Origin of the sequence: Neisseria flavescens (assembly GCF_001618065.1) — a bacterium.
GTDB classification, from domain to species: Bacteria; Pseudomonadota; Gammaproteobacteria; order Burkholderiales; family Neisseriaceae; genus Neisseria; species Neisseria flavescens_A.
Window position 1 is genome coordinate 1 of sequence record NZ_LAEI01000070.1, and the last position, 26,387, is coordinate 26,387.

The 26,387-nt window shown below is 49.7% G+C and carries 24 protein-coding genes and 6 pseudogenes; 18 read left to right on the forward strand and 12 right to left on the reverse strand.

Translation table 11 applies throughout. From position 1 onward, the window contains the following. Nucleotides 1-322, forward strand: a 322-nt coding sequence (locus tag TW89_RS10535) for an NAD(P)H-dependent oxidoreductase (protein ID WP_283114719.1), incomplete at its 5' end; no start/stop codon positions are given. A gap of 55 nt (nt 323-377) precedes the next feature. Here TW89_RS10535 and TW89_RS10540 read toward each other — a convergent pair. Next, nucleotides 378-635, reverse strand: a pseudogene (locus tag TW89_RS10540) (histidine phosphatase family protein); the annotation flags it as partial. 54 nt (nt 636-689) lie between these two features. Beyond that, on the reverse strand, nt 690-1,271 hold the full coding sequence (locus tag TW89_RS10545) for a superoxide dismutase (RefSeq protein WP_070646879.1): 582 nt from the start codon (nt 1,269-1,271) through the stop codon (nt 690-692). A gap of 154 nt (nt 1,272-1,425) precedes the next feature. Between TW89_RS10545 and dnaB the strand changes: the two genes are divergently transcribed. The 6 genes and pseudogenes from dnaB to TW89_RS10575 all read left to right on the forward strand — a co-directional run bounded on the left by dnaB (nt 1,426) and on the right by TW89_RS10575 (nt 6,363). Further along, nucleotides 1,426-2,832, forward strand: a complete 1,407-nt coding sequence (gene dnaB / locus TW89_RS10550; protein WP_128581404.1) for a replicative DNA helicase — start codon at nt 1,426-1,428, stop codon at nt 2,830-2,832. Nucleotides 2,833-2,990: 158 nt separating this feature from the next. Further along, a pseudogene (locus TW89_RS10555) lies at nt 2,991-3,685 on the forward strand (pilus assembly FimT family protein). A 15-nt stretch (nt 3,686-3,700) separates the two neighbouring features. After that, on the forward strand, nt 3,701-4,348 hold the full coding sequence (gene pilV / locus TW89_RS10560; protein ID WP_225522208.1) for a type IV pilus modification protein PilV: 648 nt from the start codon (nt 3,701-3,703) through the stop codon (nt 4,346-4,348). 2 nt (nt 4,349-4,350) lie between these two features. Next, nucleotides 4,351-5,292, forward strand: coding sequence for a PilW family protein (locus TW89_RS10565; protein ID WP_128581406.1), 942 nt, complete (start codon nt 4,351-4,353; stop codon nt 5,290-5,292). Next, on the forward strand, nt 5,271-5,861 hold the full coding sequence (locus TW89_RS10570; RefSeq protein WP_128581407.1) for a pilus assembly PilX family protein: 591 nt from the start codon (nt 5,271-5,273) through the stop codon (nt 5,859-5,861). The genes TW89_RS10565 and TW89_RS10570 overlap by 22 nt, the downstream gene beginning before the upstream one ends. Before the next feature lie 4 nt (nt 5,862-5,865). Next, a complete protein-coding gene (locus TW89_RS10575) occupies nt 5,866-6,363 on the forward strand; it encodes a PilX family type IV pilin (protein ID WP_128581408.1) in 498 nt (165 codons plus the stop codon). A gap of 52 nt (nt 6,364-6,415) precedes the next feature. Here TW89_RS10575 and TW89_RS10580 read toward each other — a convergent pair. Continuing rightward, a pseudogene (locus TW89_RS10580) lies at nt 6,416-7,035 on the reverse strand (Smr/MutS family protein). A 136-nt stretch (nt 7,036-7,171) separates the two neighbouring features. Between TW89_RS10580 and TW89_RS10585 the strand changes: the two are divergent. The 6 genes and pseudogenes from TW89_RS10585 to mutL all read left to right on the forward strand — a co-directional run bounded on the left by TW89_RS10585 (nt 7,172) and on the right by mutL (nt 13,559). Beyond that, nucleotides 7,172-7,549, forward strand: a complete 378-nt coding sequence (locus TW89_RS10585; protein WP_128581409.1) for a hypothetical protein — start codon at nt 7,172-7,174, stop codon at nt 7,547-7,549. A 135-nt stretch (nt 7,550-7,684) separates the two neighbouring features. Beyond that, nucleotides 7,685-9,160, forward strand: coding sequence for an anthranilate synthase component I (gene trpE / locus TW89_RS10590; protein WP_128581410.1), 1,476 nt, complete (start codon nt 7,685-7,687; stop codon nt 9,158-9,160). 43 nt (nt 9,161-9,203) lie between these two features. After that, entirely contained in the window at nt 9,204-9,773 is a 570-nt protein-coding gene (locus TW89_RS10595) for an RNA 2'-phosphotransferase (protein ID WP_107697079.1), read from the forward strand. An 83-nt stretch (nt 9,774-9,856) separates the two neighbouring features. Further along, nucleotides 9,857-10,993, forward strand: a complete 1,137-nt coding sequence (locus tag TW89_RS10600; RefSeq protein WP_128581411.1) for a 5-(carboxyamino)imidazole ribonucleotide synthase — start codon at nt 9,857-9,859, stop codon at nt 10,991-10,993. A 71-nt stretch (nt 10,994-11,064) separates the two neighbouring features. After that, nucleotides 11,065-11,547, forward strand: a complete 483-nt coding sequence (locus TW89_RS10605; protein WP_070583404.1) for a GNAT family N-acetyltransferase — start codon at nt 11,065-11,067, stop codon at nt 11,545-11,547. A 36-nt stretch (nt 11,548-11,583) separates the two neighbouring features. Further along, nucleotides 11,584-13,559: pseudogene (gene mutL / locus TW89_RS10610) on the forward strand (DNA mismatch repair endonuclease MutL). A 57-nt stretch (nt 13,560-13,616) separates the two neighbouring features. Here mutL and kdsA read toward each other — a convergent pair. From kdsA to TW89_RS10625, 3 genes and pseudogenes are all read right to left on the reverse strand, one after another. Further along, nucleotides 13,617-14,459 (reverse strand): 3-deoxy-8-phosphooctulonate synthase, encoded by an 843-nt coding sequence (gene kdsA / locus TW89_RS10615; RefSeq protein ID WP_036472435.1) that lies wholly within the window; start codon nt 14,457-14,459, stop codon nt 13,617-13,619. Between the two features lie 74 nt (nt 14,460-14,533). Beyond that, nucleotides 14,534-14,917 carry an aspartate 1-decarboxylase gene (panD, locus tag TW89_RS10620; RefSeq protein ID WP_003678944.1) on the reverse strand — a complete coding sequence of 128 codons (384 nt, stop codon included), beginning with the start codon at nt 14,915-14,917 and terminating at the stop codon, nt 14,534-14,536. Nucleotides 14,918-14,995: 78 nt separating this feature from the next. After that, nucleotides 14,996-16,536, reverse strand: a pseudogene (locus tag TW89_RS10625) (YdgA family protein). A gap of 175 nt (nt 16,537-16,711) precedes the next feature. On the opposite strand from TW89_RS10625, the gene TW89_RS10630 reads away from it, so the two are divergent. Continuing rightward, nucleotides 16,712-17,302 carry an aminodeoxychorismate/anthranilate synthase component II gene (locus TW89_RS10630; protein ID WP_003683598.1) on the forward strand — a complete coding sequence of 197 codons (591 nt, stop codon included), beginning with the start codon at nt 16,712-16,714 and terminating at the stop codon, nt 17,300-17,302. An 88-nt stretch (nt 17,303-17,390) separates the two neighbouring features. Next, a complete protein-coding gene (trpD, locus tag TW89_RS10635; RefSeq protein WP_003747072.1) occupies nt 17,391-18,419 on the forward strand; it encodes an anthranilate phosphoribosyltransferase in 1,029 nt (342 codons plus the stop codon). 64 nt (nt 18,420-18,483) lie between these two features. Here the strand turns inward: trpD and TW89_RS10640 are convergent, their stop codons facing one another. The 5 genes from TW89_RS10640 to TW89_RS10660 all read right to left on the reverse strand — a co-directional run bounded on the left by TW89_RS10640 (nt 18,484) and on the right by TW89_RS10660 (nt 22,426). Next, nucleotides 18,484-18,801 (reverse strand): CsbD family protein, encoded by a 318-nt coding sequence (locus TW89_RS10640; RefSeq protein WP_371460129.1) that lies wholly within the window; start codon nt 18,799-18,801, stop codon nt 18,484-18,486. Nucleotides 18,802-18,917: 116 nt separating this feature from the next. Then, complete coding sequence (locus TW89_RS10645; protein WP_128581412.1) at nt 18,918-19,484, reverse strand: SGNH/GDSL hydrolase family protein; 567 nt, start codon at nt 19,482-19,484, stop codon at nt 18,918-18,920. A gap of 122 nt (nt 19,485-19,606) precedes the next feature. Next, nucleotides 19,607-19,864 (reverse strand): hypothetical protein, encoded by a 258-nt coding sequence (locus tag TW89_RS10650; protein WP_049329664.1) that lies wholly within the window; start codon nt 19,862-19,864, stop codon nt 19,607-19,609. A 90-nt stretch (nt 19,865-19,954) separates the two neighbouring features. After that, nucleotides 19,955-22,117: a heavy metal translocating P-type ATPase gene (locus TW89_RS10655; protein ID WP_128581413.1), complete on the reverse strand. Its 2,163-nt coding sequence runs from the start codon at nt 22,115-22,117 to the stop codon at nt 19,955-19,957. A gap of 99 nt (nt 22,118-22,216) precedes the next feature. After that, complete coding sequence (locus tag TW89_RS10660; RefSeq protein ID WP_070695535.1) at nt 22,217-22,426, reverse strand: heavy-metal-associated domain-containing protein; 210 nt, start codon at nt 22,424-22,426, stop codon at nt 22,217-22,219. A gap of 147 nt (nt 22,427-22,573) precedes the next feature. On the opposite strand from TW89_RS10660, the gene cueR reads away from it, so the two are divergent. After that, nucleotides 22,574-22,966 (forward strand): Cu(I)-responsive transcriptional regulator, encoded by a 393-nt coding sequence (gene cueR / locus TW89_RS10665; RefSeq protein WP_049336562.1) that lies wholly within the window; start codon nt 22,574-22,576, stop codon nt 22,964-22,966. 249 nt (nt 22,967-23,215) lie between these two features. Here the strand turns inward: cueR and TW89_RS10670 are convergent, their stop codons facing one another. Then, complete coding sequence (locus TW89_RS10670) at nt 23,216-23,425, reverse strand: heavy-metal-associated domain-containing protein (protein ID WP_049344680.1); 210 nt, start codon at nt 23,423-23,425, stop codon at nt 23,216-23,218. A gap of 144 nt (nt 23,426-23,569) precedes the next feature. On the opposite strand from TW89_RS10670, the gene TW89_RS10675 reads away from it, so the two are divergent. Both TW89_RS10675 and TW89_RS10680 read left to right on the forward strand, forming a co-directional pair. Further along, complete coding sequence (locus TW89_RS10675) at nt 23,570-24,742, forward strand: sugar transporter (RefSeq protein WP_128581414.1); 1,173 nt, start codon at nt 23,570-23,572, stop codon at nt 24,740-24,742. 193 nt (nt 24,743-24,935) lie between these two features. Beyond that, nucleotides 24,936-26,350 (forward strand): annotated as a pseudogene (locus TW89_RS10680) (SLC13 family permease). The last annotated feature ends 37 nt before the right edge of the window (nt 26,351-26,387 follow it).

Here is a 26,387-nt window from a genome sequence, read left to right on the forward strand (position 1 = left end):
CGCTGGACACGGCAAGCTTTACCACAGTGATGGCCGTCATCGTGTCAGCCCGACCGAAGGCTTCGGTACAGGTGGTTTATTGCAAGGCAAAAAACACATGCTTTCGCTTACTTGGAATGCGCCGATTAAAGCGTTCACCCGTGAAGGCGACTTCTTTGAAGGCAAAGATGTGGATGCTGTGTTCATGCCTTTCCACAAACTCAACGAGTTCATCGGTTTGAACCGTCTGCCGACATTCTTATGTAACGATGTGATCAAAAATCCACAAGTGGAACAATACTTAGCAGACTACCAAGCACACTTGGAAAAAGTATTCGGCTAATGGCAAAAAAGGTGGGTAAAATGCCCACTTTTTTATTATTGATGAATGGGTGTGATCATTGTAAATGAGCCACATCGTTAAGCTGCTCAATATGAAAACCGCTTTCACTATCGTATTTCACAATACTGATCGAAGTATTCAACAATGACACGGATTTACCCTCATCACGATGGTTTTCCCAAGTCGCTCCGCCTAGTAAGGACAATAAAAGCCGCAAGGTATGACCATGCGATACCACTAAAATATTAGCGCCCGATTGATGTACCTTAATGATGTCGTAAAGGGCGGCCATTGCACGTACTGCTAATTGTTCAAAGGTTTCAGGCCGTCTGAAAAATTTTCAGACGGCCTTTTCACTCATATCGTTTTATGCGGCGAAGCGTTTGGCAACTTCATCCCAGTTAACAATTTCCCAGAAACCTTTCAGGTAGTTAGGACGGCTGTTGCGGTAGTCGATGTAGTAGGCGTGTTCCCATACGTCGCAAGTCAACAGTGGAGTGTTTTCAGTAGTCAGCGGAGTACCTGCATTGGAAGTAGAAACCAGATCCAATTCACCGGCAGGCGTTTTTACCAACCATGCCCAACCGGAGCCAAAAGTACCGGCCGCGCAAGCATTGAACGCTTCTTGGAATTTCTCGAAGCTGCCCCATTTGGCGTCGATGGCTGCAGCCAATTCGCCGGCAGGTTTGCCTTGGCCTTTAGGGGTAAAGCCCAGCCAGTAGAAAGTGTGGTTCCAAGTTTGGGCAGCATTGTTGAACATACCGCCGGAAGATTTTTTCAGGATTTCTTCCAAAGGCATTTCTTCAAACTCAGTGCCTTTGATTTGATTGTTCAAATTGGTGATGTAAGTTTGATGGTGTTTGCCGTAGTGAAACTCCAAAGTTTCTTTGGTCAGATGTGGGGACAATGCGTCCAGTTCATAAGGCAATTGTGGCAGCTTGTGTTCCATTTTTATGCTCCTAATTATTGATATTTATATTTTGGTAGTGTGTGTTGTCAAATCGACAACATTGCTATTTTACCTGCTTTAGCCTAAACAAACCAATTGAACTTACACTGCGCTATAATAGTGGATTGCAATTTTCCAGCCAGAGATGCCCGTCATGAGCAATTATTCCGATATGCCGTCTGAAGACCGTGAAATCAGCGCATTGTCACTGCCGCCACATTCCACAGAAGCGGAGCAATCCGTTTTGGGCGGCCTGATGCTGGAAAATTCTGCTTGGGACCGTATTGCCGATGTCGTTTCCGGCGAGGATTTCTACCGCCACGAACACCGCCTGATTTTTCGTGCAATTGCCAACCTGATTAATGAAAGCCGTCCTGCTGACGTCATTACCGTTCAGGAAAGTTTGGAACGCAATGAAGAATTGGAAGCGGCAGGCGGATTCAACTATCTGATTACACTGGCGCAAAACACGCCATCCGCTGCCAATATCCGCCGCTACGCCGAAATCGTGCGCGAACGTTCCATCATGCGCCAGCTTGCCGAAGTCGGCACGGAAATTGCACGCAGCGCATACAATCCGCAAGGGCGCGATGCAGGCCAGCTTTTGGACGAGGCAGAAAATAAAGTATTCCAAATCGCCGAAAGTACCGCCAAAGCCAAACAAGGCTTCCTTGAGATGCCCGACCTTTTGAAAGAAGTGGTAGAGCGCATCGATATGCTTTATTCGCGCGACAATCCTGATGAAGTAACCGGCATATCGACAGGTTTTATCGATCTCGACAAAAAAACATCAGGCCTCCAACCGGGCGATTTGATTATCGTCGCAGGCCGTCCTTCCATGGGTAAAACTGCCTTTTCGATCAACATTGCCGAACACGTTGCCGTAGAGGGCAGGCTGCCTGTCGCCGTATTCTCGATGGAGATGGGCGGTGCGCAGCTGGTTATGCGTATGCTGGGTTCAGTCGGACGTTTAGACCAAAGCGTTTTAAAAACCGGCAGATTGCAAGACGAACACTGGGGCCGTCTGAACGAAGCGGTCGTTAAACTCTCCGATGCACCCATGTATATCGATGAAACGCCGGGTTTGACCGCGCTCGAACTGCGCGCCCGCGCCCGTCGTCTTGCTCGCCAGTTCAACGGCAAATTGGGCTTGATCGTCATCGACTACTTGCAATTAATGTCAGGCTCCGGCCGTTCTGACAACCGTGCTTCCGAGCTTGGCGAAATTTCCCGCTCCCTCAAAGCATTGGCTAAAGAATTGCAAGTTCCCGTCATTGCCCTGTCGCAGTTGAGCCGTACAGTTGAGCAGCGTACCGACAAACGCCCGATGATGTCCGACTTGCGTGAATCCGGCGCAATCGAACAAGATGCCGACTTGATTATGTTCATGTATCGTGATGAATACTACAACTCAGAATCACCCGCAAAAGGCTTGGCGGAATGTATTATCGGCAAACACCGTAACGGTCCCGTCGGGAAAGTGTTCCTCACTTGGATGGGTCAATTTACCAAATTTGATAATGCTGCCTATGTTCCAGAATCCATGTTGATGGAAGATTGAGACAGATTGTCTGAAAAACTAACCGAATTTCATATTTTATTAGTCACGCATTACAAAATCGTTTAAAATAAATCTAATAAAAGCAAAAGCATTGCCACAGGCAAGTGCAAAAGAGAAAACGTTAGTTACCCAACACATTACTACCAAAAAAATCACTCATGTATCAGACACAAAAAGGCTTCACCCTAATTGAGTTGCTGATCGTCATTACTATTGCAGCAGTAATGGCCGTCATCGCACTTCCCAATATGAATCAATGGATTGCCTCCAGACGTGCGGCATCGCAAGCAGAGCAAATTGCCAATCTGCTGCGTTTCGCGCGTAATGAGGCCGTCCGTCTCAATCTTCCCGTTTACATCTGCCCGGCCAAAATCAAATCCGATGGCTCGCATAATGGTTGCATTCACAAAAAAACAGTACCAGTACCAGTATTGGTATGTTGGCCTACGCCGATAAAAACGAAAATTCCAGCTATCAAAATGATGAAGACGATTTATCTATCCGCTACATCATTCTCAATGGCGACACTGAAAAAGTGGAATACCGCTTCGACTATATTCCCAGCGGTACTTCACTTTCCGCCCTCTCCTCTTCCGATCCAAAAGAAGTCTGGTGGAAATTCCTGCCCAATGGTACATTTGAATATTTAATCGATGATAAGGATGGTGATAAGGATAAGAAAAATTATCAATTTTCAGACGGTCACATCAAAATCAGCCTGACGGATAAATTTGCCACCGATGCTGAAACCAAAAAAGCCCGTGCTACCGTACTTTTAATCAATGGCAATGGGCATGTCGAAATCTGTGCTAAAAACGATGAGCGCAAAATGTGCGAATACACTTCCAAATAATAACAACGGTATCTTATGAACATTACTAATCCTACTCATCTCAGATCATTTAAAGGCCGTCTGAAAACGAGCTCAACAAGCTTTACCCCAAAACTTCAATCAGGTATGACCCTGATTGAAGTTTTGATTGCCATGTTTGTCCTGGCTATCGGCGTACTCGCCCTGCTGGCTGTTCAATTACGTACCGTATCCAACGTGCGCGAGTCTGAAAATCAAACCACAGTCGCCCAAATTACGCAAAATCTGATTGAAGGCATGCTCATTAATCCGACGCTCTCTGAAGAAACCGATACTGCAGGGGAAAAAACCTCCCGTTATAAAAAATCCTATGATGCCTATCTAAAATCCGACTCTAAACAAACTGGAAAATTTGAAGCCAAAATGAACAAAGCCCAACTTGCACAGGCTCAAATTGCACAGTTTAAAACCGACTTAGCCAAAGCCCTTCCCGAAGCCCAAGTGTTCTCAACCATCTGCAAAGATTCTTCCGGTGCAGAGCCGACTTACGAAAATGGCTTCCAAGCAAACTGCGATGGCAAAGGCGATACAACCATCGTTAAAGTTTTATGGTTGCAAGATGTCGAAGAAGAAAATACCGCAAAAAATCTCAACACATCGGGGCATCACGTTGTCTATACCTACCAATCACGCGTAAGAGACTAATAATGAACAATAAACGCTTACTCAACCATATTTCCAATAAAACCGCCATTCGCGGCTTCAGCATCCTTGAATTTCTGGTTGCCAGCCTGCTCAGCATGATCGTCTTAATGGCTGTCAGCTCCACCTACTTTACTGCACGCGGATTGAACAAATCTGCCAACACCCGTATCGGTATCCAACAAGATTTGCGCAACACCGCCAATATGATCGTCCGTGATGCGCGTATGGCAGGCAATTTCGGCTGCTTCAATATGTCGAATTTTCCTGCCTCTGCAGTGATAGAAGACAAAAGCTCGGATGAATACACATTGAAAACGGCTAATAATCTGTTACCGATTAAAGAAATCGAATTAAGCTATCCCGGCTTTACTCAAAAGGGCAAAGCCCTGCTGTTCCAATACGGTATCGACAAAGCAGACGCGGCTGCAAAAACTGCCATTGTCAGCAGCTGCTCCCGCATTGCAAAGCCTCAAACAAAAATTAAAGATTTGAATACGGCAAAATCAGCTTTGAATTTAAAAATTACCGACTCTGATCAAGACGGCACTATCGCCATCATGAAACATGAAATGATTGCCTACGCTGTCGGTAAACTTGGCGAAGAGAGCAAAGAGAGCAGCTTATTCCGTTTCCAATTATCTGATGATGGCTCATGGAGCAACCCGCAGCTGTTGATTAAAGGCATTACAAGCATGGATATCCACTATATCTATGCAGAATGTCCTGATTCTGAAAATGCATCTGCCAGCGGATTGAATACAGAATCATTTGATTACAAAAACGCATTGGATATCTCAGCTGAAGCTAAGTCTCCGGCTTCTATCCAAATCGTACTGAATAACGGCAGTATTGACCCATCAAAAGAACAAGACAATAAAGTCGATATCTATAATATTAATGCCACCATCCGCGGAGGAAACGTATGCGCCGACCGATCACTCTAATCAAACCTGACCGGCAGCAGGGCTATGCTTTGTTTATCGTCTTAATGATGATGGTCGTTATCGCCCTGCTCGTGGTTACAGCCACCCAGTCCTACAATACCGAACAGCGTATCAGCACCAACGATGCCGACCGCAAACTGGCAACTACCTTGGCCGAAGCGGCATTGCGTGAAGGTGAAAATCAAATTTTTGATATTGAAGGGAAAAAGACTAATTTTACTAAAGAGTGTAAAGACGGTTTATGCTTTACACCATACGTTAAATACGACGGTAACTTTCAAACACAAGAAAATGACAATAATATAGGAGATGCTTGGAATCGTATACTCCCTGAATGTATAGAAAAAGATGAAAAAAAGAAGAAAAAACCCCAAAAATGTATTGATGTCAACGGCAAAAAATATTCTCTAGGTGAAAATAGCGGCATCAAAAAAAGTCCGCGCTACATCATCGAATATCTAGGCACTAACTCTGCCGACAAACGTACTATTTACCGCGTTACTGCCAAAGCATGGGGTAAGAATGCCAATACCCAAGTCGTTCTTCAGTCTTACGTTGCCAGCGAATAATATAATGAATAAGACCTCTACCAAACAACTAGGCTTTACGCTGATTGAGATGATGATTGCCGTCGCCATCTTAGCCATCCTGAGCGTCATTGCCATTCCGTCTTACAATCGCTACATTGAACGCGGCTACCAATCACAAGCGCATACAGAACTGCTTGCTATTAATAATGCCTTGAAAACCAAATTAGTCAAAAATCCTACCCTCAAAATAGAAGATGAAGTTGAGGGAGATACAGGATTGGTTAAGACCTACAAAGCTGCGCCCGAGGTCGCTGCTAAATATGACTTCAGCGGTGAAATGAAAAATAAGGACGCTAAAAACAGCAGGGCCTATTATCTTTTCGCCACTCCGAAAACCGGTACTGATTACAAACTTTCCGTTCGGATGGACAGCTTGGGCAATGCTTACAAATGCACTGATATTGATTCTGCCAAAGATTCCAAAACTACAATGACCAATGGCAAAGGTTGCGAATCGGTTTCCAAAAAGAAATCTTCTTAAACTGACAACCATAAAAAAGCAGTGTCATTTTATCGACACTGCTTTTTATATTTTACTGCTTCCAATCATCGTCTCGGCGTTGACGCTTCACAAAATCCTGACTGCGCCATCATTGCCTTGTCGAGGCTCGACATAAGCCAACACATCAGGATGCTGCATCAACCAGCGGCGCGTCATATTTTTCAAAACCGGTTTATAGCCTGAAGAACCCAAGCCACTACCGTGGACAATCTCGCCGCAAACGCCGCGTTTTTTCGTAAACTCAATAAATTCGTTCAATACCTGCTGCGCTTCTTCCTGAGTATAGCCGTGCAAATCCACATCAGCCACAACAGGATAATGGCCGTTTCGCAAACGCATCAAATCATTTTTACCCTGCCCGTTTTTACTGAACGAAGCCGGCGGTTCTTCCCAGCCGCCGCTGCCCACATAAAAATAATCTTCCTGCTCCAAAGTTGCCATTTCTTTAGGTCGCGGTTTGATAGGCGATTTATCGCGAGGCTGTTCATAATAGTTGCCGGCATTTTTCAAAGGCGTAACCTTGCCAACCGCCTTGCTGAAATCCACATCTTCTGCCTGCTTTTTAGCCTTCGCTTCCACTTCCCGCTCCGCAGCTTCCTTTTTCGCCTGTTTGCCCAAAGCCTTCAGCGTTTCTTGAAAGTTTGCCGTCATGGTTTGTCCTTTCCAAAAAATTGATTGCACACATTATAGCAAACCCGATTACAAGACCGTCTGAAAGACTCTTATCATCACACCTTGTTTAGGGTATAGTATTGTCGCCTTGTCAGTCTTACAAAAGAGAAAAATCATGTTTAAACGTCCAGAAGAAATTATTGTTTTGGTACTTGCCCTGTTATGGGTCGCACTCAGCTACTACTTTGCCGCCATCCTGATTTCAGATGCCTACACCATTCTCCTGATTACCGTACTGACTTTTGTTTGGGCGGCCATCTGTTTCCTTTTATGGCAACGCAACTTAAGCCGTCATATTTGGCCGCTGTTCCTCGGCAGCCTAGTTGCCTGCTGGTGGCCGTACTTCACTTGGCTTGCAAGCGATGTTCCCGAAGGCACATGGTATTCAGGCTGGACATTCAAATCCATTATCGCCCTGATTCCCGTTGTTGCCGCTTATGTTTTCAAGTGGAAGCGAAGCCGAAAAAACAAAATCGGCAATACCCTTGCCTGATACCTCGCGCCGTCTTTTTCAGACGGCGTTTTCTATATCTGACATAACGCTCAGACTGTCAACAATCCCAATAAAATGCTATACTCTTCACACGATTTAACACCCTAAAACAGGCCGTCTGAAAGACTTATCAAGATGATCAGCAAACAAGAATACCAAGCCCAAGCCGCACAAGGTTACAACCGCATTCCACTCGTTCAAGAGCTGCTTGCCGACTTGGACACACCGCTCTCAATCTACCTCAAACTTGCCAACAAGCCTTTCACCTACCTGCTCGAATCCGTTGTCGGTGGCGAACGCTTCGGCCGCTATTCCTTTATCGGCCTGCCTTGCAGCCACTGTCTCAAAACCAGCGGCAAACATATCGATGTGTATCAAAACGGCGAAATCGTCGAACAACACGACGGCAATCCCCTGCCCTTTATCGAAGCCTTTCACAACCGCTTCAAAACGCCCGAAATTCCAAGCCTGCCGCGCTTTACCGGCGGTCTGGTCGGCTACTTCGGTTATGAAACCATCTACAATTTTGAACATTTTTCCCACCGCCTGAAACATACGGCCAAAGCCGATCCGCTCGGTACGCCCGACATCCTCCTGATGCTCTCGCAAGAGCTTGCAGTAGTGGATAACCTAAGCGGCAAAATCTACCTGATTGTTTATGCCGATCCGTCTCAAGCCAACGGCTACGAACGCGCACGCGAACGTCTTGAAGACATCCGTACCCAGTTACGCCAAAGTTGTGCCATCCCGCTTTCTCTCGGCAGCAAGCAGACGCAAGCAGTCAGCGAATTTGGAGAAGAACCTTTCAAAGCCTGCGTCAACAAAATCAAAGACTACATCTTTGCAGGCGACTGTATGCAGGTTGTCCCCAGCCAGCGCATGAGCATGGAATTTACCGACAATCCGCTTGCCCTCTACCGCGCCCTGCGTACGCTAAACCCATCGCCGTATATGTTCTACTACGATTTCGGCGATTTCCATATTGTCGGCTCTTCGCCCGAAATCCTTGTCCGCCGCGAACGCGACGATGTCATCGTCCGCCCTATTGCCGGTACTCGCCTGCGCGGCAAAACACCAGCCGAAGACCTTGCCAACGAGCAAGACCTGCTGAGCGATGCCAAAGAAATTGCCGAACACGTCATGTTGATTGACTTAGGACGCAACGATGTCGGCCGCATTAGTAAAACCGGCGAAGTCAAAGTCACCGACAAAATGGTGATTGAAAAATACTCCCATGTGATGCACATCGTTTCCAACGTCGAAGGCCGTCTGAAAGACGGCATGACCAATATGGACATCCTCGCCGCAACCTTCCCGGCAGGCACACTTTCCGGTGCCCCCAAAGTCCGCGCCATGGAGATCATCGAAGAAGTCGAACCGAGCAAACGCGGCATCTACGGCGGCGCAGTCGGCGTATGGAGTTTCAACAACGACATGGACTTAGCCATTGCCATCCGCACTGCCGTGATTAAAAACAATACCCTCTTCGTCCAAAGCGGCGCAGGCGTAGTTGCCGACTCCGACCCAACATCCGAATGGCAGGAAACCCAAAACAAAGCCCGAGCAGTAATACGTGCAGCGCAAATGGTGCAAGAAGGGTTGGATAAATAATCTTCAGACGGCCTGCACTCTAAAATGACTAAACAACAAGATTATGATACCAAACGAAAAACAACTAAAATCCATCAGCAAATTCCTCAGCTTTATCTTGCGCCATCATCCTGAACAAATCGGCATTACTTTGGATAAAGACGGCTGGGTGAATATTGATACCTTACTGACGCAGGTAAACCATCCCGAGCGCGGCTTTACAGGTAATCCGCTGACCTATGAAATATTATTGGAAGTGGTCGAAAACAACGATAAAAAACGGTTTACCCTTTCTGAAGACGGCAAACGCATCCGCGCGGCGCAAGGTCATTCGACGGCACAAGTTCAGGTCGAACACAAAGTGGCAACGCCTCCTCAGATTTTGTATCACGGTACGGCTGAGCACTCTGTTCCGTCTATTTTGGAGCAAGGCCTGCATTCTGCCTCGCGCCATTTTGTCCATCTGTCTGCCGATGCCGAAACAGCCGTCAACGTCGGCTCCCGCCACGGCAAGCCGGTTGTATTGACCATCGACACTGTCGCCATGCTTGCGGCAGGACATCAATTTTATTTGGCGGACAACGGCGTATGGTTAACTGAAAACGTTCCGCCGCAATTTATCGGCAAACTTTAAAACATCAGGCCGTCTGAAGCCGTGAAACCATTTTCAGACGGCCCGCAAACACCCTACACAATTTCTTCATAAAGCGATTATCCATGAACACATCCCCCATCCTCCCTCCTGCTATGCTCGGCATTCTTGGCGGCGGACAATTAGGCAGAATGTTTACTGTTGCTGCCAAAACCATGGGCTACAAAGTAACCGTACTCGATCCCGACCCGAATGCGCCAGCAGCGGAATTTGCCGACCGCCATTTGTGTGCGCCGTTTGATGACCCGGCCGCTTTGGAAGAATTGGCAAAATGCGCGGCTGTTACGACCGAGTTTGAAAACGTCAATGCCGACGCGATGCGTTTTCTCGCCAAACACACCAATGTTTCCCCCAGCGGCGACTGCGTTGCCATCGCGCAAAACCGCATTCAGGAAAAGGCATGGATACGCAAAGCAGGTCTGCAAACCGCGCCGTATCAAGCAGTTTGCAAGGCCGAAGACATCACTGAAGAAAGCGTACAATTTCTGCCCGGCATCCTGAAAACTGCCACTTTGGGCTACGACGGCAAAGGCCAAATCCGCGTAAAAACATTGGATGAACTCAAAGCCGCATTTGCCGAACACGGTGGCGTGGATTGCGTTTTAGAAAAAATGGTGGACTTGCGCGGCGAGATTTCCGTTATCGTATGCCGTCTGAACAATGACAACGTGCAAACTTTCGACCCTGCCGAAAATATTCACGAAAACGGCATCCTCGCCTACTCCATCGTCCCTGCGCGACTGAGTGCCGACGTGCAGCAACAGGCGCGGCAGATGGCGCAGCGTTTGGCCGATGAATTGAACTACGTCGGCGTATTGGCAGTAGAAATGTTTGTTGTCGGCGATACACATGAATTGGTCGTCAACGAAATCGCGCCGCGTCCGCACAACTCCGGCCACCATACCATCGACGCCTGCGCGGCAGACCAATTCCAGCAACAGGTCCGCCTGATGTGCAACCTGCCTCCGGCTGACACCAAATTGCTGAGTTCTTGCTGTATGGCGAATATTTTGGGCGACGTTTGGAAGGAAGACGGCGGCGAACCCGAATGGCTGCCGCTGCAAAGCAACCCGAATACACATCTGCATCTTTACGGTAAAAAAGCCGCGCGCAAAGGCCGAAAAATGGGCCACTTTACCGTCTTGGCCAATGATGCGGACAACGCATTCCAAACCGCACAAACCTTGCATCAAAGCCTGTAACCATACCCACTTTTTCAGACGGCCTTTGATCGCTAAAGGCCGTCTGAAATCAATTTTTCCGACCATCCGCCATGAGCCTTCTGACCATCCTCCGTCCAGCAACCGAAAAAGACTGCCAAGACATACACAACGCCCATCTGCATGCCGTTCAATACGCCTGCATCCGCAGTTACGATGAAACCATTATGCACACATGGGAAAGTCTGCTCGACATCAACAGCTATTTAGAAACCATCTCCGATAAAAACAAAGCCTTGTGGGTGGTCGAATACAAAGGGCTGATTCAAGGCTTCTTCCAAGTCGATTTCAAAGAAGCGCAACTGGACGCCTTATACGTCCATCCGCTCTTCCACAATCTCGGCTTGGGCACGGCCCTGCTCAGCCGCGCCGAAGAAATGGCACGAAATGCAGGCCTCAGCTTTCTCAAACTGTATGCCTCGCTCAATTCCGTGCCTTTCTATCGCCTCAACCGCTACGAGTCGCTCGGTACTGCCGTGTTGCAACTGAACAAAACCGTCCGCGTCGAATGCGAATTGATGCGCAAATACCTGTAATTTCTCCTCCCGCCGTTGCTTTTTTGAAAGAAACCGATGTCCCGAATTGCCGCCCTACCCGACCATCTTGTCAACCAAATCGCCGCCGGCGAAGTGGTCGAACGTCCTGCCAACGCTCTGAAAGAAATTGTTGAAAACAGTATTGATGCAGGCGCGACAGCGATTGATGTTGAGCTGGCAGGCGGTGGCATCCGCCTGATTCGCGTCAGCGACAACGGCAGTGGCATCCATCCGGACGACATCGAGCTTGCACTACACCGTCACGCCACCAGCAAAATCAAAACCTTAAACGATTTGGAACACGTTGCCAGCATGGGCTTTCGCGGCGAAGGTTTGGCCAGTATCGCCTCCGTCAGCCGCCTGACCCTGACCAGCCGTCAAGAAGACAGTTCGCACGCGACCCAAGTCAAAGCCGAAGACGGCAAACTTAGCAGTCCTACGGCAGCCGCCCACCCCGTCGGCACCACCATCGAAGCCGCCGAACTCTTCTTCAACACCCCTGCGCGACGCAAGTTCCTCAAATCCGAAAACACCGAATATGCCCACTGCGCTACCATGCTCGAACGCCTCGCTCTGGCGCATCCGCACATTGCCTTCTCACTCAAACGCGACGGCAAACAAGTGTTCAAACTTCCAGCCCAAAGCCTGCATGAACGTATCGCCGCCATTGTCGGCGATGATTTTCAGACGGCCTCATTGGAAATTGACAGCGGAAATGGCGCACTGCGGCTCTATGGCGCGATTGCCAAACCGACTTTCGCCAAAGGCAAAACCGACAAACAATACTGCTTCGTCAACCATCGTTTTGTCCGCGACAAAGTCATGCTCCATGCTGTCAAGCAGGCATATCGAGATGTATTGCACAACGCGCTGACGCCTGCTTTCGTCCTCTTCCTCGACCTGCCGCCCGAAGCCGTAGATGTCAACGTCCACCCTACCAAAACCGAAATCCGCTTCCGCGACAGCCAGCAGGTACACCAACTCGTGTTCCACACACTCAACAAAGCCCTTGCCGACACACGCGCCGACCTGACCGAAAGCGTCAGCAACGCTGGCGAAGTGTTGCATGACATTACCGGCGTTACTCCTGCCTCAACGCCGTCTGAAAACGACAGCGAAAATCTGTTTGATAGCGCATCCAACTACCCGGCAGGCAACAAATCCGATACACGCAATGCCTTTGTTTCGTCAGGTAAAACCGCGCCCATGCCTTACCAAGCCGCGCGCGCGCCGCAACAACGCAGCCTGTCCCTGCGCGAAAGCCGCGCGGCCATGAATACTTACGCCGAGCTTTACAAAAAACCGACGACATCGACCTTGAGTTGAGCCAATTCGAGCAGGCACGTTTCGGCAATATGCCGTCTGAAATGCCTACTCCCAAAACAGATACGCCGCTTTCAGACGGCCTTCCATCACAATCCGAACTGCCGCCGCTCGGTTTTGCCATTGCCCAATTACTTGGCATCTACATCCTTGCCCAAGCAGAAGACAGTCTGTTGCTCATCGATATGCACGCTGCCGCCGAGCGCGTCAACTACGAGAAAATGAAACGCCAACGTCAGGAAAACGGCAACCTGCAAAGCCAGCGTCTGCTTATTCCCGTAACCTTTGCCGCATCCCACGAAGAATGTGCCGCCCTTGCCGATCATGTCGAAACACTGGCAGGCTTCGGGCTGGAATTGTCCGACATGGGCGGTAATACCCTTGCCGTCCGCGCAGTTCCCGCCATGCTCGGCAAAGCCGACGTCGTTTCACTGGCCAAAGATGTATTGGGCGAACTCGCCCAAGTCGGCAGCAGCCAAACCATCGAGGAACACGAAAACCACATCCTCGCCACCATGTCCTGCCACGGCTCCGTCCGCGCCGGCCGCCAGCTTACACTGCCGGAAATGAATGCGCTCCTGCGCGATATGGAAAACACGCCGCGCAGCAACCAGTGCAATCACGGCCGTCCGACTTGGGTCAAACTGACTTTAAAAGAATTGGATGCGTTGTTTTTACGCGGACAGTAACGCCAATAAAAAGGCCGTCTGAAAATGCTTTCAGACGGCCTTTTAACTTATTTGCCCTTAACGAATATCCATAGGCGCAAACGATTTCACGGTTTCATCGATTGCTTTAACACGGGTCAGGAAGTCTTCCAATTGGGCAAGCGGCAATGCGCTTGGGCCATCGCATTTAGCTTGGTCGGGATTGGCATGGGATTCAAGGAACAAACCGGCCAATCGGGTTGCCATACCGGCAAGCGCCAAGTCCAATACTTGGGCGCGACGGCCGCCTGATGCAGCAGCGCCGGATTCTCGCGTTTGCAAGGAATGGGTTACGTCAAAAATAACAGGCAGGTTGTTACACGTTTTTTTCATCACGCCAAAGCCGAGCATATCGACCACCAAGTTGTCGTAGCCGAAGTTTGCGCCGCGTTCGCACAAAATGATTTGCTCATTACCTGCTTCTTGGAATTTCTCGACGATGTTTTTCATTTGAGACGGACTGAGGAATTGCGGCTTTTTGATGTTGATGACATTGCCGGTTTTCGCCATTGCCACCACCAAATCGGTTTGGCGTGCCAAGAAGGCAGGCAACTGGATGACATCGCAGACTTCGGCAACCGGCTGGCATTGGTAAGGCTCGTGAACGTCGGTAATCACGGGAACGTTAAACTCGCGTTTTACCGCTTGAAAAATCTTCATGCCTTCGTCCAAACCCACACCGCGGAAAGAGTGGATGGAAGAGCGGTTTGCCTTGTCGAAAGAGGCTTTGAACACGTAAGGGATGCCGAGTTTATCGGTTACTTTAACGTATTGCTCACAGGCTTTCAGCGTAGAGTCGAGGTCTTCAAGGACATTGATGCCGCCGAAAAGGGTAAAGGGCGCATCGTTGCTGACGGTGATGTTGTTGATTTGGATATTCACGGCAAAGCCTTTCAGATAAGTTGAATTTGGGAAACAGGCCGTCTGAAACGTTTCAGACGGCCTTTGTTTGAATATTACAACACGGTGTGCGGCGGCTCATAAGAAATCACGTCGCGGATTTTATTGTTCTCATCGACGAGGACGACTTTCGGCTCATGCGCTGCAATTTCGGGTTCGGACAACATGACGTAAGACATGATAATCACGATATCGCCTTTTTGAACCAAACGCGCGGCCGCGCCATTGAGGCAAACGACGCCGCTGCCGCGTTCGCCGGGGATGGTGTAGGTTTCAAGGCGTTCGCCGTTGTTATTGTTGACGATGGCGACTTTTTCGTTAACGCAAATACCTGCCGCATCCAGCAGGTCTTGGTCAACGGTAATGCTGCCGACGTAGTTGAGGTCGGCTTCGGTAACGGTGGCACGGTGGATTTTGCCGCCGAGCATGGTACGGAACATGGGTTTCCTTTTTGATTGTGGGTTGATTTGCGGTTTTAACTTCCGGGAAGTTAAAACCGCTGTTTGTGTGATTGAGGATTAGTTATTGGGAAAGTCTGCTTCGTCAAACTCGGGTTCCGGGTCGCTTTGAAGGACTTTTCCGTTTAATTTCAACTCGTTGTTTTGCAGAGTCAGATGGGTTTTGACATTATCGTCTTCTAAGGTCAGATATTTCTCGCTTGCCATGCTTTTGATGGTGCTGTCCACCATCAGGCGCAAGGTCTCATTGATATCGTCAATGCTGGCGCGGCCTGATGCTTCATCTTCTGCATTGACGCTGAACAGGCTGCTTGCTTGGTTGACGGCGAGCTGCTCCAGCAATTTTTGCGGTACGCTCATATTGAAGTCAGCTTCGGTTTTCTTCAGCATATCGCCCAAGTTGTTAAGGTCTTTGGCTGCCAAACCTTTAAACGCGAGTTTGCCGCTGACATCGACATCGCCATGAGGCATGGTGAATTTGAAGGTTTTGACGTTTAAAACCGGATTGTTGGTAAACAGGCCCGAAGCCTCGTTTTTGGCCGTCTGAATCAAGGAAGCCTGAATTTCTTCTTCGCTCATTTTCTTCACGGACACTTCGGCAATTTTGTTTTTCAATGCCAAAAGTGATGCCGCATCCAAATGCTCGGCAGCGACATTGATGTCCAGAGAGCCATATTTGTCTTCGCCATAAGTCAGGCTTTCAAATTGGAAGCGGCCTTCGCTGTTGATGAATTTATCGACTTCGCCGGTCTGGGTATCGAAACGCAGTTTGCTGACTTCGATTTTAGACGGAGCAATCGTGCCGGTCGGATTGATGAATGCACCAATTTGCAGGTTGGTCACAAGGTTGACCAGTTCGTTCAACTTAACGTTGTAATCAATGTTTTCTTTCCATTGCAGCAGGAATTTATCCAGCGTAATGCTGCTCTTGCCCAAAGCAAGTTTGGTCAGGCCGTCTTCCGTCTCGGATTGGAAGCGCAGGTTTTCCAAAGACACATCGCCTTTGTCGGCCAATTTGACTTGTAAAGACGGCGCAAGGTAATCGTGGCGATAGCTTTTGAGGCCTTGGCTGTAATCGGTATTGCCGCCAAAGCCTTTCCAGTTAAGCTTGATACCGGAAAGCTCTTCATAGTCGAAGGCGGGGATATTGAGGCTGAGTTTGCCGTCGCCGGAAAGGTAAACCGTATTGGTCATGGTCAACGGCGTTTGCTGGCCGAAGAAGCGGTCCAAAACTTTTTGGTTTCCGGATGATATTGGAACTCGGTTTCCACGTGCGCACGCGTGCCGAAGCCGCCGGCAAACGGGCCGTGTGTCACATGGTTGATGACCGTAATCGGCTCTTGCAGGACGGTTTTCAAATTGTCCGGCAGGTATTTTTGCGTATTTTGAAGCAGGGTCGGCTTGAGGCGGATGACGGTCGTCTCGGTTGAACTGAACCAGCCGCGATCGTATTGGTGGGACTCAACGGTCAAGAAACCGGATTCCTGCAACAGCTTTTGTTGCTCGGTCAGGCTTTCTTCCGCTTTGACACCAAGATAATAAGGCGTGCCGAGCGCAGCGGCGACAACGACGGCGGCAGTCGGGATAAGATACTTTTTCATCACTTCAAACAGATTAGGTTCAAAGCGTAAAGCATAGCATTTTTTAGCTGTTTTGTCTTATCCGCCGTTTCAGACGGCCTTTCAGTAAAGATTGTGATATTATGCAAACATAAACGATTTTTACACTTTTGGCAGGCCTTACCCTGTCTTCCAAAATGTCATTAAAGGTTTGCAAATGCTTTTATTTATCGACAATTATGACAGCTTCACCTACAACATCGTCCAATACTTTGCCGAATTGGGGCAGGAAGTTTTGGTACGTTGCAACGATGAAATCACCATCGAAGAAATTGAAGCCCTAAAACCGCAATATCTGGTCATCGGCCCCGGCCCTTGTTCCCCTAAAGAAGCAGGCATTTCTGTTGCAGCCATGCAGCACTTTGCCGGCAGGCTGCCCGTCATGGGCGTGTGCCTCGGCCATCAAACCATGGGCGAAGCGTTCGGCGGCAATGTCGTGCGCGCGCAAACGATGATGCACGGCAAAGTCTCCCCCGTTTTCCATCACGGCACAGGCATGTTTAAAGACCTGCCCAATCCGGTCAACTGCACGCGCTACCATAGCCTGGCTATTGACCGCGCCACCCTGCCCGACTGCCTCGAAATTACCGCATGGACGGAAGACGGCGAAATCATGGGCGTACGCCATAAGGAATATGCCGTCGAAGGCGTACAGTTCCACCCCGAAGCCCTGCTGACCGAACACGGCCACGATATGCTGAAAAACTTCTTGGAAGAATTCAAAGACTACCGCCCGCAAAAATCTTAATGAAAGGCCGTCTGAAAGGTGTTTGACAATGTTCAAACCGCATTTTCAGACGGCCTGAATCACATCGGACACGAACAAAGGAAAAATCATGATTACCCCTCAACAAGCGATTGAACGCCTTATCAGCAACAACGAACTTTTCTACGATGAAATGACCGACCTCATGCGCCAAATCATGAGCGGCCAAGTTCCGCCCGAGCAAATCGCCGCCATTCTGACCGGACTGCGGATTAAAGTTGAAACCGTTTCCGAGATTACCGCTGCAGCCAGCGTGATGCGCGAATTTGCCACCAAAGTGCCGCTAGAAAACGCCGATGACTTGGTCGATATTGTCGGCACAGGCGGCGACGGTGCCAAAACCTTCAATATTTCCACAACTTCCATGTTTGTCGCGGCTGCGGCAGGCGCGAAAGTCGCCAAACACGGCGGCCGCTCCGTTTCTTCATCCAGCGGCGCTGCCGATGTCATGGAACAAATGGGCGCCAACCTCAACCTCAACCCCGAACAGGTTGCCCAAAGCATTCAGCAAACCGGCATCGGCTTTATGTTCGCGCCCAACCATCACAGCGCCATGCGCTATGTTGCCCCTGTCCGCCGTTCGCTCGGCTTCCGCAGCATCTTCAATATCTTAGGCCCGCTGACCAATCCTGCCGGCGCGGCAAACCAACTGTTGGGCGTGTTCCACATCGACTTGTGCGGCATTCTTTCCCGCGTATTGCAACAGCTTGGTTCCAAGCATGTTTTGGTTGTGTGCGGCGAAGGCGGTTTGGATGAAATCACGCTGACCGGCAAAACCCGCGTTGCCGAACTGAAAGACGGCAAAATCACCGAATACGATATCAGCCCGGCCGATTTCGGCATGGAAATCCGCCGCAATTTGGACGAAATCAAAGTCGAAAACGCGCAAGAATCCCTGCAAAAAATGAACGAAGTGCTGGATGGCAAAGTCGGTGCCGCACGCGACATCGTCGTCCTCAATGCAGCCGCCGCGCTCTACGCAGGAAATGTGGTCGCATCGCTGGCGGACGGTGTCAAAGCCGCGCAAGAAGCCATCGACTCCGGCAAAGCCAAAGCCAAAAAAGACGAGTTTATCGAATTTGGCAAACAGTTTGCCTAAACTTTAAAACCATAAACAAAGGCCGTCTGAAAAATCTTTCAGACGGCCTTTTATTCTTTAAATATTAAAATTTGCTTTTAATATCATTAATCAAGCCTTCAGCTTTTTCTTTGGCTTCTTCAGCCAAGTGTGCTACTTTCTCTTTGGCTTCACCGGCTAAATGAGCTGCTTTTTCTTTAGCTTCACCTGCAAAGTTTTCTACTTTTTCTTTGGCTTCACCTGCAAAGTTTTCTGCTTTTTCTTTAGCATCCGCAGCAACTTCTTTTGTCTTACCGACGCCTTGTTGAACTACGCCTTCAGCTTTGAGTTTGGAATCGTCAAGAACTTCGCCGGCTTTCTCTTTTACTTCACCGCTGATTTGATCTAATTTGCCAGTCATCATTTATTCCTTCTTAGTTTCATGTTGATAAGAGTAATCACTATACCCCAATAGATATTGGGTTGCAACTTAAAGTCTGTCTCAATATTAAAAACATAATAAAAATGGATTACGTCAAGTTAGCACAACTGTTTCAATATCGCTTCGGCTACTGCCTCGCCTATCATCTTACTGCCGAACTCATTGAAATGAAGCCCGTCACACAGCATCACATCGGTCAAATCCTGCTCAAACATTAGGCTGTATAAATCATTGACGGCAAAGCCATATTGTCTTGCCAAATCCTCTGCCACACGGTTATAGGCCTTCAAATCAGCTAGATAGCGGCGCGAGGGTTTGACGATATTGTGTACGCTTTCCAAAAACGGCGTACTGCTCGCCCAAATAATTTTTGCCCCAGTCTGTTTCAGATAATCGAAAATTTGGATCAGGTTGTTGCGGTAGGTTTCTATATCGGCCCCCGGCTCATTACAGCCTTGATTATGGCGGATGTCGTGCAAACCGCAATTGATGTGGATAATGTCTCCCACAGTCGCGCCCTCTGTCCATTGCCTGATATGCTCTAACACATCATGCGACGAACGGCAGTTTTCCGATGGAGAAACAATATCCACCTCAGGCAAAGCGGCGCGCGTGTAAGGCTCCGAAGCAAGCCGAACGGAGTCGCCGATTAAGTAAACGGTCATTTTTGTTCTCCTCCCTTTATTTGAATCAACAGCAAGGCCGTCTGAAATATCACTTATATTATTATAAGAGTGCTATTTCAGACGGCCTTAACTTCAGTCAAGTTCTATCGTTAAATCATCAATTAGAGCTGACTGTTTTTATAAAAATCAATTAATTGCTTGGCCTGCAACATGGGCAGACCAAAACGGTCGCTTACGACTTTCAAATCCTTCCATTCCTGACCGGTCAGATTTTGCCCAACCCATTTGAGGTTTTCCGGATTGCTTTTGATTTTCTCAAAATACGCCTGCTTGCGTTTCCAGTTGCGCGACCACACCAGCAACATGGTAAAAATACATAAAACAATCAATACAATATTGGTAAACAACATCATGTCCATACGACATACTCCCGCTTGGATCTCAAAATCAGAAAATATGGATTAAAGGCCGTCTGAAAAAAAAACAATCTTCAGACGGCCTTTATATTATCACTCAATGTTCACCCGTTTCAGGCGCAAGGCATTGCTCAACACGGAAACCGAGCTTGCCGCCATTGCCGCGCCTGCGATGACCGGATTTAAAAAGCCGAGTGCGGCGAGCGGAATGCCCAAAATATTGTAGAAGAAGGCGAAAAACAGGTTTTGCTTGATGTTTTTCAAAGTTGCCTGCGACACCAGCAGGGCATCGGCGAGTTGGTTGACCGAATGCTGCATCAGCGTGGCGGAGGCGGTGTGTTCGGCAACGTCCGCACCACCTTTCATGGCGAAGCTGACGTTGGCAGCAGCGAGTGCGGGCGCGTCGTTGATGCCGTCGCCGACCATAGCTACAGTTTTGCCGGCAGCTTTGAGTTTCTGCACTTCGGCAGCTTTATCGCGCGGACTCATATTACCGAAGGCGTGTGCGATACCCAGTTGTTTGGCGACATATTCAACCGTTCCTTGGTTGTCGCCGCTCATGATGTAAACGTCGATGCCGTGTTTTTTCAGACGGCCTATGGCTTCGGCGGTATCAGCTTTCAACGCGTCGGCAAGTGCGAATGCGCCGATAGGTTTGTTATCGACTGAGACTGCAACAATGCTTGCAATGTCCCAAACGCCGTCTGAAAACTTCGGCAAGGTCAATTCGGCAAATTCGGCTTTGCCCGCTTTCACCAAACCCACTCCTTCGACTTCGGCGGTAATGCCTGCACCGACAACGGTTTGCGCGTTTTGTGCGGCGGGAATCTCCAAACCGCGCGCTTGGGCGGCGGAAACGATGGCTCGGGCAAGCGGATGAGCGGCGTTTTGTTCGACAGCGGCGGCGATGCGGTACAAAGCGCCTTCGTCAAAGCCACTGTCGGGAACGCAGTAAACGGCGGCAACCTGCGGCCTGCCTTCGGTCAGCGTGCCGGTTTTGTCCAACACGACGGCATCGACGTGGGCGGCTTCTTCCATCGCCGCCGCGTCTTTGAACCAAATACCGTGTTTCACCGCTTTGCCCATGCCGACCATAATCGCGGCGGGCGTTGCCAGACCAAGCGCGCACGGGCAGGCAATCACCAAAACGGCAACGGCGTGCATCAGTGCAACCGTCCAATCGCCTTTCACCAGCCAAGTAACAATAAAAGTCAAAAGCGCGATGCCCACGACGGCAGGCACGAACACCGCCGCCGCCTTGTCTGCCACGCGTGCAATCGGTGCTTTACTGCCTTGTGCTTCAGAGAGCGCGTTCATCATGTCGCCGAGCAGGGTTTGGCTGCCGAGCTGCGTAGCGCGGTATACCACGCTGCCTTCGGTCATCAGCGCACCTGCCAACACTTTGCCGCCCGCTTTTTTCTCTTCGGGGTTGGATTCGCCGGTAAGATGGCTCTCATCCGCCCAACCGCTGCCGCTCTCGATGATGCCGTCGGCGGCAATGCGTTCGCCGTGGTTGGCGCGGATAAGGTCGCCGATTTGCACTTGGTCGATGGGCAGTTGTTTCCATTCGCCATCGCGTTGCACGTTGACTTGGGTCGGCGTGAGTTTGAGCAGCAAGCCCAAGCTGTTCAGGCTGGATTTTTTGGTGCGGTGTTCCAAAAATTTGCCCAGTGACACAAAACCGATCACCATCACGCCTACTTCAAAATACACGTGTGCCATGCCGTGCGCCGCGTGCGGGCTGAAAAACAGCATATAAACGGAATACAGGTAAATCGATACCGTGCCGATGGTAACCAGCACGTCCATATTCGCCAGCCCGCCTTTAATGCTCGCCCACGCGCTTTTGTAAAACGGGATGGCCAGCCAAAGTTGCACTATGCTTGCCAGCACAAATTGCCATACAGGCGGAATCATCCAATCGTGCCGCCCGATCATCATCCCTGCCATGCCGATAAGGAACGGAATATTGATGGCCAACAAAAGCCACAGCCTCCAGCTTACATGCGCTGCTTCTTCGGGCTGCGGCAGCGCGTCTTCCGTTTTTTCCTTCGCGCCGTAGCCGGTTTTCTCGATAATTTTGGCGATGTCGGCTGCGGAGGTTTTGCTGTCGTCAAACGTAACCTGCGCTTCCTCGCTGGCAAAGTTCACCCCTGCCGATTCGACAAAATCTTTTTTGTTCAACACTTTTTCAATACGCGAAGCGCAGGCCTGACAGGTCATGCCTTCGATTTGAAAACGGACTTTTTGTTGCATGGTTTCTTCCTTCTGAATGTGGTTGGGCTACCTGAAAAAAGCTGAGCAGGGTTTTCAGGTAGCCTTTGGGGTGTTGCAGTCGATTTGTTGCGATTCGATTTACAAAGCCGCATCAAAGCCGCCGTCTTCCACCGCTTCTATCAGCGCGGCGGGGTTGGTTTGGGCGGGGTCGAATTCCACGACGGCATTCTTGTTTTCCAGGCTCACTTCGGCCTTGTCCACGCCGTTTACGCCTTCGATGATGCTGGTAACGCTTTTCACGCAGCCGCCGCAGGTCATTCCTTCGATGTTTAATGTGATGGTTTGCATAGGGTTTCCTTTCTGTTGGAATGAGGCTGAGGTTTTAAAGCCCGTTGCAGCCAAAACTTTCAGGTAACCTGAAATGATGGGTCTGCTCTTGCTTTCCCGCTAAGTGCCGCCACTATAAAGCTTTACCCGAAGTAAAGGTCAAGCATCATGATGAACATCAGCCAGGCCGCGGCCGAGAGCGGCCTTTCCGCCAAACAAATCCGCGACTACGAAAAGCACGGCCTAATAGCCCCGGCCGCGCGCAGCGAAGCGGGCTACCGCCGCTACGGACAGGCCGACCTTGTCCGGCTGCGCTTTATCCGCCATGCGCGGGAAGTGGGCTTTTCGCTGCCGCAGATCGGGCAGCTTTTGAGCCTGCAACACAACCCGCAGCGTACCAGCCGCGAAGTGAAAACGCTCACCGCGCGGCACATCGCCGAGCTGGAAGCCAAAATCGAACGCTTGCAGGGCATGGTGGCCGAGCTGCAACGTTGGCACGATGCCTGCGCGGGAGACGACTGCCCGGATTGTGCGATTTTGGCCGGGCTGGAGGAGCGTTAGGCGGCTTGGGCAGAATAGAAACAGGCTACCTGAAAAGTTTCAGGTAGCCTTAGTCGGCCGCTAACGGTTTGGTACAGGCCTCGTCGTAATACGGCAGCCACTTGCCGCCGCTTTGCTTCAGATATGCGCGAAAACTTTTGTTTACCCGTGTGGCGGTGTAATCCAAATAATGGCAAAAAGTAAGTTATCAAGAGACAAAGGCCGTCTGAAGCGTTTCAGACGGCCTTTATTCAAAAATACGCTTATCGGTTACAAAGCCACATCGTAGCCGCCGTCTTCTACGGCATCAATCAGCGCGTCGGCATCCGTCTTGCTTTCATCGAAAGTAATCACTGCATTTTTGTTTTCCAAGCTGACTTCTGCTTTTTCCACGCCTTCTACGCCTTCCAAAAGACGGGTTACGCTTTTCACGCAGCCGCCGCAGGTCATGCCGTCGATGTTGAGGGTAACAGTTTGCATTTGTATTTCCTTTCATTCACACAAATATGGTTGCCAAATACTTTACTCCTTACGCAAACAGCTTGCAAATTCTTTATTAAGGCCGTCTGAAAACTGCAGATAGGCGTACAATAACGCCCTGTGCTTCATCAAACGGACATAATAATGACTTCAACATTCAAACAATGGGTTAGCGTATGCGCGCTGGCGGTGGGGGCGTTTATTTTCAATACCACCGAATATATTCCGATTGCGCTTTTGAGCGACATCGGTCAGAGCTTTGGCAAACCTGCAACGGAAGTGGGCATGATAATTACGGTGTATGCGTGGATTGTTGCGCTCCTATCGCTGCCGCTGATGCTGATGACGAAAAACATCGAACGGCGCAAATTATTGCTGATGCTGTTTGCACTGTTTGCGCTGTTTCACGCGCTGTCGTTCTTTTCTTGGAACTTCAACATCCTCTTGGTCAGCCGTATCGGGATTGCGCTGACACACGCGGTATTTTGGTCGATTACGGCTTCTTTGGCGGTACGGCTTGCGCCCACCGGCAAAACCAATCAGGCTTTGGGCCTGCTCAGTACGGGTACGGTTTTGGCCATGGTTTTGGGTATTCCGCTGGGGCGCGTGGTCGGGCAATACTTCGGCTGGCAGCTTAGCTTCCTGCTAATCGGGGTCTGTGCTGCCGGCGTAATGCTGGTGTTGGCTAAAAACCTGCCTGCTTTACCCAGCCAAAATACCGGCTCTTTAAGCAGCCTGCCGAGTTTGTTCAAACGCCGCAACCTGATGTTGCTTTATGCCATGACGGTGTTGATTATTACGGCACACTTCACGGCATACAGCTATATCGAGCCTTTTGTGTTGCAAGTTGGCGGATTTAAGGCAGAACAAGTTACCATCGTTTTGAGCCTGTACGGTTTGGCGGGCTTCGCTGCTTCTTATCTGTTTGGAAAATGGTTTGCCAAATCGCAACGTCTGTTTATGCTTGGCGCGGTGGCGGTCATCCTGCTCTCTGCCCTGCTGCTTCTGCCGTTTGCCTCTTTCCCTTATGCGGTGTACGCGCTGGTGTTTATTTGGGGCGTGGCCATCGTCATCGTCAGCTTGGGCATGGTGTCGAAAGTCTTGGCATTTGCCTCGGATGCAACAGATGTGGCCAACTCGATTTATTCAGGTTTGTACAATGTCGGCATCGGCGGCGGCGCGCTTTTGGGGCATTATGTAACCGTTTGGTTCGGCCTTTCCAATATCGGCATTGCAGGCGCGCTCTTAGCTGCGGCAGGTTTTGCCGTTTGCGGTTTGTTGTTTAAGGAACAAGACAATCTGACGCAAAACGTTTAAAATCCAATCACTTTCCTAATCGAACGGACAAACAGCCTTCCTGCTGCTTGTCCGTTTTTTATTTTATTTTAAAAAATAATTTACAATTTATTTACACTACATTAAATTACAAATATACTGTCGCTGTCAGGCCGTCTGAAAACGGCCGGCACAAGCGTAAAAGAAAAACCAGCAAACTTCAGAGGAACATTCTATGGATCTGCACGCAAAGGACAAAACCCAGCATCCGGAAAACGTCGAGCTGCTCAGTGCACAAAAGCCGATTACCGACTTTAAAGGCTTGCTGACCACCATCATCTCCGCCGTTGTCTGCTTCGGCATTTATTACATCCTTCCCTACAGCCCCGACGCCAACAAAGGTATAGCGCTGTTGATTTTCGTTGCCGCGCTTTGGTTTACCGAAGCCGTACACATTACCGTTACCGCACTGATGATCCCTATCCTTGCCGTTGTACTCGGTTTCCCGGATATGGACATCAAAAAGCGATGGCCGGTTTCTCCGACCCGACGATTTACATCTTCTTCGGCGGCTTCGCGCTTGCAACCGCCCTGCACATGCAGCGTCTCGACCGTAAAATCGCTGTCAGCCTGTTGCGCCTGTCCCGTGGCAATATGAAAGTGGCCGTGTTGATGCTGTTTGCCGTTACCGCCTTCCTGTCTATGTGGATCAGTAACACTGCAACTGCCGCGATGATGCTGCCTTTGGCAATGGGTATGATGAGCCACCTCGACCAAGAAAAAGAACGCAAAACCTACGTTTTCGTCCTGCTCGGTATCGCCTACTGCGCCAGTATCGGCGGCTTGGGCACCGTGGTCGGTTCTCCGCCGAACATGATTGCCGCCAAAGCGCTAAACTTGGACTTCGTCGGCTGGATGAAGCTCGGCCTGCCGATGATGCTGTTGATTCTGCCGCTGATGCTGTTCTCCATGTACGTCATCCTCAAACCTAATTTGAACGAGCGTGTGGAAGTTAAAGCCGAATCTATCCCTTGGACTTTGCACCGCGTTATCGCGCTGTTGATTTTCTTGGCAGCCGCCATCGCTTGGGTATTCAGCTCCAAAATCAAAGCCGCATTTGGTATTTCCAACCCTGATACCGTTATTGCCCTGATTGCCGCCGTTGCCGTCGTCGTATTCGGCGTGGCGCAATGGAAAGAAGTTGCCCGCAATACCGACTGGGGTGTATTGATGCTCTTCGGTGGCGGTATCAGCTTGAGCGCATTGCTGCAATCTTCCGGCGCATCTGAAGCACTGGGTCAGCAAGTTGCTTCTACGTTCTCCCATTCTCCTGCATTGCTGGTGATTTTCGTGGTTGCGACCTTCATCATCTTCCTAACCGAGTTCACCAGTAACACAGCTTCCGCCGCCTTGCTTGTACCTATTTTTGCCAGCATCGCCGCGCAAATGGGCCTGCCAGAACAAGTCTTGGTATTCGTGATCGGTGTCGGTGCATCTTGTGCCTTCATGCTGCCGGTTGCCACACCGCCTAACGCGATTGTGTTCGGTACAGGCTTAATCAAACAACGCGAGATGATGAATGTCGGCTTATTGCTGAACATCCTCTGCGTGGTATTGGTTGCTCTGTGGGCTTACGCTGTACTGATGTAAACCATCGACCTAAACTTCAAGGCCGTCTGAAAGAATA